This is a genomic window from Gordonia sp. NPDC003425 (assembly GCF_053588635.1).
Window position 1 is genome coordinate 126,257 of sequence record NZ_JBSFQI010000011.1, and the last position, 8,757, is coordinate 135,013.

General features: G+C 64.5%; 8 protein-coding genes. 3 read left to right on the plus strand and 5 right to left on the minus strand.

Annotation, left to right across the window (positions count from 1 at the left end):
* Nucleotides 1-8: 8 nt before the first annotated feature.
* The gene (locus tag ACWDTD_RS14515) at nt 9-1,160 is read right to left on the minus strand and encodes an acyl-CoA dehydrogenase family protein (RefSeq protein WP_449747820.1); all 1,152 of its coding nucleotides are present in this window, start codon (nt 1,158-1,160) and stop codon (nt 9-11) included.
* 120 nt (nt 1,161-1,280) lie between these two features.
* Here ACWDTD_RS14515 and ACWDTD_RS14520 point away from each other — a divergent pair, with 120 nt between their 5' ends.
* From ACWDTD_RS14520 to ACWDTD_RS14530, 3 genes are all read left to right on the plus strand, one after another.
* Nucleotides 1,281-2,057, plus strand: coding sequence for an enoyl-CoA hydratase-related protein (locus ACWDTD_RS14520; RefSeq protein WP_449747821.1), 777 nt, complete (start codon nt 1,281-1,283; stop codon nt 2,055-2,057).
* A gap of 76 nt (nt 2,058-2,133) precedes the next feature.
* Nucleotides 2,134-2,529, plus strand: a complete 396-nt coding sequence (locus ACWDTD_RS14525) for a nuclear transport factor 2 family protein (RefSeq protein WP_449747822.1) — start codon at nt 2,134-2,136, stop codon at nt 2,527-2,529.
* On the plus strand, nt 2,526-3,287 hold the full coding sequence (locus ACWDTD_RS14530; RefSeq protein ID WP_449747823.1) for an SDR family oxidoreductase: 762 nt from the start codon (nt 2,526-2,528) through the stop codon (nt 3,285-3,287). The genes ACWDTD_RS14525 and ACWDTD_RS14530 overlap by 4 nt, the downstream gene beginning before the upstream one ends.
* A gap of 38 nt (nt 3,288-3,325) precedes the next feature.
* Here ACWDTD_RS14530 and ACWDTD_RS14535 read toward each other — a convergent pair whose 3' ends face one another.
* The 4 genes from ACWDTD_RS14535 to ACWDTD_RS14550 all read right to left on the minus strand — a co-directional run bounded on the left by ACWDTD_RS14535 (nt 3,326) and on the right by ACWDTD_RS14550 (nt 8,564).
* On the minus strand, nt 3,326-3,727 hold the full coding sequence (locus tag ACWDTD_RS14535; RefSeq protein WP_449747824.1) for a hypothetical protein: 402 nt from the start codon (nt 3,725-3,727) through the stop codon (nt 3,326-3,328).
* Between the two features lie 195 nt (nt 3,728-3,922).
* Nucleotides 3,923-5,419 (minus strand): glycosyltransferase family 39 protein, encoded by a 1,497-nt coding sequence (locus ACWDTD_RS14540; RefSeq protein WP_449747825.1) that lies wholly within the window; start codon nt 5,417-5,419, stop codon nt 3,923-3,925.
* A gap of 51 nt (nt 5,420-5,470) precedes the next feature.
* On the minus strand, nt 5,471-7,045 hold the full coding sequence (locus tag ACWDTD_RS14545; RefSeq protein WP_449747826.1) for a vWA domain-containing protein: 1,575 nt from the start codon (nt 7,043-7,045) through the stop codon (nt 5,471-5,473).
* 250 nt (nt 7,046-7,295) lie between these two features.
* Entirely contained in the window at nt 7,296-8,564 is a 1,269-nt protein-coding gene (locus ACWDTD_RS14550) for a hypothetical protein (protein ID WP_449747827.1), read from the minus strand.
* Between the last annotated feature and the right edge of the window lie 193 nt (nt 8,565-8,757).

Sequence of the window (8,757 nt, forward strand, 5' to 3'; positions counted from 1 at the left end):
GGGGTTCCTCAGGCGTGTCGGGCGGCGATGTCACGACCGATGATCTCTTTCATGATCTCGGTGGTGCCGCCGTAGATGGTCTGGATGCGGGCGTCGCGGTAGGCGCGGCCGATGGCGTACTCATTCATGAAGCCGTAGCCACCGAAGAGTTGCAGGCATCGATTGACCACCCGCTGCTGTTGTTCGGTGGCCCACCACTTCGCCTTGGAGGCCTCGACGGTCGTGAGGGTGCCGTCGTTGATCGCGAGGACGCATCGCTCCACGTATGCCCTCGTGATGTCGACCTCGGTTTCCAGTTCGGCGAGGACGAACCGCGTGTTCTGGAAGTCTCCGACACGCTGTCCGAATGCCTTGCGTTCGAACACATACTCTTCGGTCCACGCGAGCGCGGCCTGCGATGCGACGACCGCGCTGACGGCGATCGAGAGCCGCTCACGCGGGAGCCGCTGCATCATCGACACGAAGCCCTCGCCGAGGTTGCCCAGCAGGTTGGTCGACGGCACCCGAAGGTCGGTGAAGAACAGTTCGGCGGTGTCCTGGCTGGCAAGCCCGACTTTGTCGAGTTTGCGGCCACGCTCGAAGCCCGGCATGCCGTCCTCGACCACGAACAGTGACACTCCCCGTGCGCCCTTGCCGGGATCGGTCGATGCCGCTACCACGATGAGATCGGCCTGAATACCGCTGGAAATGAAGGTCTTCTGACCGTTGAGGATCCATTCGTCACCGGAGCGCGACGCCGTGGTGGACAGATTGGCGAGATCGGAGCCGACGCCGGGTTCGGTCATCCCGATGGCGCCGATCAGGTCGCCAGAGGCGAGGCCGGGCAGCCATCGCTTCTTTTGTTCATCGTCGGCGAGGTCTGTCAGATAAGGCGCGACGATGTCATCCTGCAGGGCCAGACACAGCGCAAATCCCGCAGCACCCACGCGGGCGATCTCCTCGGCCACCACCATGCGGTAGCGGTAGTCGGGCTCGCCGGCGCCCCCGAACTCTTCCGGCACGGCCAGCCCGATCAGGCCCAGCCGACCTGCCTCGACATAGACGTCGCGGTCGATGAGTCGTCGCTCCTCCCATCGCTCGAGATTGGGCGTGATCTCGCGCTTGACGAACTCGCGAACCGTCGCGCGATAGCTCTCGTGGTCGGACGTGTAGAACGCCATGTGCTCTGGTGCTCCCTGCTTGACGTGGTGTGACCGAAGCCACCTATACTGAGCGAACGTTAGCTAAAGACGGTGCTGCGTTGGCGCGCGATTGTCAATACCGGAACGGAGTCTCGAGAGATGCTGATCGACCAGCAGGGAGCGGTGCTGACGCTGACCTTCGATCGTCCGGACCGGCTCAATGCGGTCACTCTCGACGACCTGAACGAGATGGCCGCGGCCGTGGAAGGATGCAGCCGCCGCCAGGACGTGGATCTGCTGGTGATCGCAGGTCAGGGTCGGGCGTTCTGTTCGGGTGCCGACCTGAGCGCCGACGTGGCCGTGGACACACAGTCGGCGCAGGTTCTCGATGCCGCCAATCGGCTGGTGACGGCGATCGTGCGGAGTCCCAAGCTCGTGGTCGCACGCGCCAGGGGGATCGTGGCGGGCGCCGGTGTGTCGATCGCATTGGCCGCCGACCTCGTCGCCGCCGACGAGGACTCGTACTTTCTGCTCGCGTTCAGTCGCATCGGGCTGATGCCCGATGCGGGGGCCACGGCGCTGGTGACCGCCGCCGTCGGTCGCGCACGCGCACTGCGGATGGCCCTGCTCGCCGAGAAGATGCCCGCCGCAGATGCCTTCCGCGTCGGCCTGATCAGCCACGTGTGGCCAACCGCGGACTACGACGAGGCGTTCAGCGAACTCGTCGCCACCGTCGGGCGCGGACCGTTGGCCGCGATGGCACGGTCGAAAGATGCCATCAACAGTTGTGCCATCCCCCAGCTCGACGGCGCGCTCGCACGCGAAAAGGACGGCCAGATGGCACTTCTGGTGGCACCCGACTTCACGGAGGGCGTGCACGCCTTTTCGCACAAGCGAACCGCGAGATTCACCGACCGCCCCGTCTTGTACCGATGAGCTGTACTGATGACCCGGTACTGATGACCCTGTTGACACCGACGACACCGACGTCGTCCGACCGATGGAGAAGCTCATGACACAGCCTGCAGCGGTTACCGCGTGGCACCGCATCGTCGAGTCAGGTGACACCGGTGCGCCGCTCGACGCGCTCCTCAGCGATGACGTCGTGTTCCGGTCGCCGGCAGTCTTCACTCCGCAGGAGGGTCGCGTACGGGCCGCGAGCTACCTGAGGGCGGCGATGACGGTTCTCGGGCCGACCCTGACGTATCACCGTGAGTTCGTGTCAGGGGACTCCGCGGTGCTCGAGTTCACCGCCGACCTCGATGGTGTGCAGGTGCACGGCATCGACCTGCTTCGCTGGGATTCCAGCGATTCCCTGGTCGAGTTCACCGTCATGGTCCGTCCGCTGCGCGCCCTGAACACCCTTGTCGAGCTCATGGGCGCCGAACTCCAGCGGTCGGCGTCATGACGTCGGTCTTCATCGCCGGCGGCACCAGCGGGATCAATCTCGCACTGGCACAGCGGTTTGCTGAGCGAGGCGACAGCGTGGCCGTGCTCAGCCGGTCGAAGGAGAAGGTCGACGGCGCGGTCGCTGCGCTCGGTTGCAACGCACTCGGCTTTGCCGCCGATGTCCGCGACCCCGACGCGGTTGCCGCAGCATTCGCCGAGACCGCCGAGCGGTTCGGTCCGATCGACGTCGTGGTGTCCGGTGCCGCAGGCAATTTCGTTGCACCGGCCGCCGAACTGAGCCCCCGCGGATTCGGCGCCGTCGTCGACATCGACCTGAGAGGGACGTGGCACGTGATGCACGCCGCGTGGCCCCATCTGCGCAAGCCGGGCGCAAGCATCATCAACATCTCCGCGGCACAATCCTGGCTGCCCACGCCCGGGCAGGTCCACGTGAGCGCCGCGAAAGCGGGCGTCGACCAGGTGACCCGAACACTGGCCATGGAGTGGGGTCCGGCCGGCGTCCGCGTCAACTCGATCGCCCCGGGGCCGATCCGGGGCACCGAGGGAATGGCGCGCCTGGCCCCCACCAAGGCGTCCGAAGACGCATGGACGCAAGCGGTTCCACTCGCCCGGTTTGGGAGCACCGAGGACATCTGGAATGCCGTCGACTGGCTCACCTCCGACGCCGCCTCCTACGTCACCGGTGTGGTCCTCAGCGTCGACGGCGGACTCAGCCTCGGAGGCTCATCGGCGATCACGGCCGCCATTCGCGGTTGAGCGGAGTACCAACGCAGTCGGGCGGGCTCAAGCCCGGGTCAGAGACCGAGACACGAACTGCCCAGGTCCAACCCTTGCTTGACATCGACCGTCTTCTGGGCTTCCGGAGGCGCCGCGCTCCCGCCACCGCCGGTCGACGAACCCTGGGTCGCGCCCAGCACGTGTGTCCCCGTGGTCGTCGGTTTCCAGGTGATGGTGGCCACGTAGTTCTGCGACATAGCCCTCCCGAACGCCTGATTGCCGTCGTAGAAGTCCACGTTCCCATTGTGGTTCGTGGTGGCCGTCAACGTGTACTCGCACCCGGTGCCATACGAGCCCACTGCCGATTGGATCTTCAACGCGGTCACGGCCGCGTTCGCGGTGCCGGTTGTTGCCATTGTTCCCGCGGCAGCGGCGGCGACTGCGGTTATCGCGATGGCCGTCGACAAATGAGTTCTCATGTGTGCTCCTCAACCGAGCGGATGTGCGACCAATGGTCGCAAACGCAGTCCGGCCTGACAATGTCATTGACCCGATCAACGGCAAGAATGGTACTGATTGACGGACACGCGCCGAAGTCACCGAACGATTTGCGCGTTTCGTGCGAATTTGTCGCCGCGAGAATCTGTTTCGGCCGAAGTCGAGGCAGGTCGGTGTCAGCCCAAGTGACGCAGGGCAGGCCACAGGTGCTGCGGATCGTGCGGGTGTTCACACAGTGCGACGGGCATCCCCTGTTCCTCGTTGTCGACGCCGAGCCCGTTGTCGAGGGTCGCGAGAACTCTGCATGATTCGAAAAGGTCTGTGGCCGTGTCGAGTTGATCGCCGACCAGGAGTACGGCGTCGGTGTTCTCGGGAAGGGGGCGCTGGTCGTAGAGCCCTACGTGCGCCGAATACGGCTCCGGCAGACCGAACTCGGGGCCGTACCGGGCCAACGCTCCGGCTTCCCCGTAGTTCGACGCGAGGATGGGCGGTCGGGGCGCAGGCAGTTCGTCGTAGATTCGGGCGATCTGGGCCACGTACTGCGGCCAGCCGATCTGGTCGGCCACCATCGCTCCGGCGTCGACGACCGGCGTGCGACCGACGGTGCTCAGCGGAATGACCGCCAACGCGAGCACGGTCGACACCGCGGCGTTGATGGCGACGACGAGGATCACGAACCATCGTCGAAGTCGGTGGCCCGACATCCACGCGGCCACCGGCACACAGCCGGCGGCATACATCACCGACAGCAGGTTGATCGGATAGTGCGGCTGCGCACCGCCGACGAAGGAGAACACCAACAAGACGGCGAAACCGATCACGAGCCAGCCGACAACGTGGCGCCGTTCGGGCCGCAGCAGCCACACGACCCCGGTGCCCCACACCGCCACCAGCGGTGGACCGAGTAGCACGATCAGCATCACGACAAAGCCGCTACGGACATCCGCGCCGTTGTCCGCGCCGAGGGCCGCACCCATCTGGAGCTGCGGCCACCCGTGCCGGGCCTGATACAGCAGATTCGGTAGACCCACGATCACCGCGACGACGCCACCGAGATACGGCCACGGTGTGCGGAACGCCCGCCGGGGCCCCAGCAGCAGCAGACCGAGCACGAGTCCGGAGACCACGGTGACGATCATCCACCGGTTGTACGTGGTGAGACCCACGATCAGCCCGGCCACCACCCACCAGCGGTCGCGGCCCTGCACCGCCACCAGCAGCGCGTACACCGCCAGCGAGATCAGGAGCAGATCGAATGTCGCGGTGAACAGGACGTGACCGAACATCAGCGGCATCATCGCGGTGGCGTACCCCCAGGCGGCCAGGGCCTGGGCGGCGCGACCGCCGCCGAGTCGCCAGGTGATCATCGCCACCACGACGACGGTCAGCGCCGACGCGAGGGTCGCGGGGATGCGCAGCGCCCATTCCGCGTCGGCAATGTGGAGAGTCATCCGGGCGATGGCCGGTGTCAAGGGGGGTTGGTCGACGTAGCCCCACGCCGGTTGCAGCATCCGGTAATACAACTCGTCGCGGTGGTAGTCGTAGCCGCCCGAGAACACCGTCAACAGCACGGCCTGCACGGCCGCGGCCGCCCACACCGGACCTGCGGCGAACCGCTCGACGGGCGTCGCGCCACCAACCGACGGCTCGATCAGATCCGCGGTGGTGGGCATGAGCGTGACGCTACCGCCCGCGCGTGGGACGAGCGAGCGATGCGGACGCGCCTACTTGTAACTCGACCCATTCCACTTGAGGGTCTTCTTCGTGATGGTCCCGTCGGCGCAGCTGGGATCGCAGTCGTTGGCCGAGGTCTCGATGGTGTACTTCCCGTCGCTTCCCGGACCCTTGAGTTCGGCTGAGTAGTAGGCGTTCTTGGTGGTCTGATAGCCCGGATCGTCATCACCCCAGCCGATGTCCTCATATCCCTTGTCATCGGGAACCAACGTGATCACGCCGTTGTAGCGTCCGGGGTTGTACGTGATGAAGACATTCTTGGTGGAATCGGTTGGCGGGTCGGCAAAGTCGATCTCATCTCCGTACACGCTCACCTTCTGGACAAGCAGCTTCTGACCCTTTGCGCCGACTGCGGCGACGCATCCCTCGCCCGCTCCCTGACCCGCCGGACGGCTGATGCCGACGCTCACCGTGCCGAGCTTCGGGTGCTGCAGGACGCGGGTCTCGGCAATGACACCGCACAGCGAGGTGAGCGCGGACGACACCGTCGAAGTGCCCGCGGGAGCGCTCTCGGATGCGTTTGCGGCGGGAAGACATTTGCACAGATAGATCGTCTTGACGGTGCCGTTCGTGGTGTCGCCGTCGTAGTCGACGACGAACGCGGTCCCCTTGTCTCGGTTCGCGGTGAAGTAGGCACGCTTGATGGTCTCGTCGACTTGGATCGGCGCACCGTAGAGTTCCACCAGCCGCGTCATCGGAGTTCCGGCTCGTACACCATCAATGGTGGACGGGTCCTTCGGCTCGATCCGGGTCAGTACGCCGTCGTCGAAGTGCCATTTACAGTCTCGCCACTCGACGACGGTGGTTCCCGATCCGGACGGAAAGTCGGCGTGCGCGGCTCTGACGTCACCGATCGATTGTCCGATCTCGATGCCGTACAGCCCCTCGGCGCTGAGCTGACTGGCGGCCGTGTCTGCGGTCTGAACCGCACTCAGCCGGGCGGTCAACTGCGCGGTGTTGTCGGCGGTCACGAAAACCCCGCCACCGGCGGCCGCAATGCACTTGAGTTGCGCGGCATCCGTTTTGAAACCGACCGCACTGATCGTGATGTCGGGATTCTCGGTACGGATCTTCTGTGCGGTCTCACAGGGATCGGGCTGGCAATTGGACTCACCGTCGGAGACCAGCACGATCGATCCGGGTGCTTCGGATAGCGGTTCGCTCGCGGCCAGGAGCGCCTTTCCCACGGGCGACCAGCCCTGTGCGGTGACCCCGGCGATCTTGGGCCGGGGATCGTGCGCGTCGATCGGCGCGAGCTGTGACACCGTTTCAACGTCGGCGCATCCGGCCTGGGGACCACGTTCGGACGGCACAGTGCCGCCGAACACCACCACGCCGATCTCGGACTGGCCCGGCAATGAATCCACCAGAGACGTCACCGCCGACTTCGCCGCATCGATCCGGGGACCAGGAGCATCGTCGGTGTTCATCGAATCCGAGGCGTCCAGCACGATCATCGTCGGCTTCGGTGACTCCTGGTTCGGCGACGATCCTGCCGACTTCGTCGCGGTGCCGTCGGTGCTGCAGGCGACGAACGTCAACGACAACAGTGACAGAGTCAGCACAACGAGGGCTCTCGAAGGATGCGGCACAAATCGGACATTACGGTGGCGCCGCGCCGTCGTCTGTCACCTGATCGAGCCAAAAACGCGTTCCTCGCCGCGGGATCTCCTCACTGGCGGCGCGCTTCCCGATTCGGTACGCCGGGGCATGAGACAACGCCAGTTGTTGCAACCAGTCGAAAAAACGCGACAACCAGGACGGCTCGCTATTCTTCCGCCACGCAGCGTGATTGAGTACCCGCAGGCTGACGGGTCATTGCGCGGTCAATCCAACACCGTGAACTCCAATCGAGCCATACGCGTTCTTTGATATGGCCGCGCCGAGGCCAGCAAGAGCGGGTCCGGGTTCAACACGGGCGAGATTCAAACCAAGCACCTGATCCCGTGTCGCGGCCACCCGGACGAACGGAATCGTGGCGTGATGGCCGGTGGCGGGGTCGATCAGAGTGGTGCCCACTGTCATCGCGATCGAGTCGACGTGGTGGCTGCGGTCAGCCTCGAAGACTTCGTGGAGTGTCCGCAGAGCAACCGCGTTGACTGCACCGTTGTAGCGGTCACGCTGGGCCTTTTGCGACAACATCGTCGCGCGGAGCTCGTCGGCCGTAGCGACGTACTTGACACTCTTCACCGACGGAATGGCATCCGGTGGAGGTACTGACACCGAGAGAGTGAGCTCTTTCAGATCACCATCGAAGGCATAGTCATGGGAAACTTCGAATGCCTCTGGATAGACCGAGTTGGCGAGCACGATGCCGACGTACTCATCGATGGCCGCCGTATCATTGTTCTCCATACTTCGGATGAACTCGTCGATCTTCCGATTATGCTGTGCGACTCGCGCTTCCTCCTTCTGGCATCGAGCATCGTGTTCGCGTCTCGCTGCGTCCAGGCGAACAAGCCGATCAGATTCGGCCTGCTCATGTTGGTGTCGAAGCGCTTCGTTGGTCTGTGGCACAGTCACCGCCACGTAGTGCTGCCAATGAGCATGCTGCTGCTGCCATTCGAGTACGGCTTGTGCATGCATCTGCTGATACTTCTTCTGCGAACCGAACTTCGCGAGTCCCGAAGGTGCAGGCGGAGGGGTGAATACGGGCTCGGGAACCGGCTGCAACCACTGCGGTAGCGGTGTTGGGACCGCGAGTTCGCCCGGGTCGAAAGGCGGCACATCGGGTACCTCGCGAAGCGCTGCTAGATCAACGTAGTCGTCGACTTCAATGGTGGCAGCGAGGATACCGTCGATCTGTTCGTAGATGTCTGCGAAGTGCCTGGTCTGCTTCTCGGCCTTCGCTATCATCCGCTGGCGGTGCCGCTCCTTTGCAAGCTTCTCTGCTTCGCGCTTCTCGGCAGCTGAGGCGCGCGCAAACTGTTGCTGGGCGCGCTCATAGTCGCGTTGCGCGCGCTGCTCTTCACGCACCGCCTGGTTGTACGCACGCACCGCCTCGGCATCCTGTCGCCGCTTGCGTTGCTCAACGAGTCGCTGCTGATGCTGAAGTTCCGCGAAGAAGCCACGTCGCCGACCCATCTTCACCTTCCCCGTCTGCATAGTGAGCCCCGGCCCGCCGTCGCGGCTCTCACAAGGTCATCACACAATCTACTAAGACGCGGGTTAGTAAAGTGAGAGGAGATATTGTCAAGATCTGTGGATGAGGTTGTTTCAGGCAGCCTCCTGCTGGTCGGGTGAGGCGGTGCCGGGTTCGACGAGTTCGCCGTTTTTG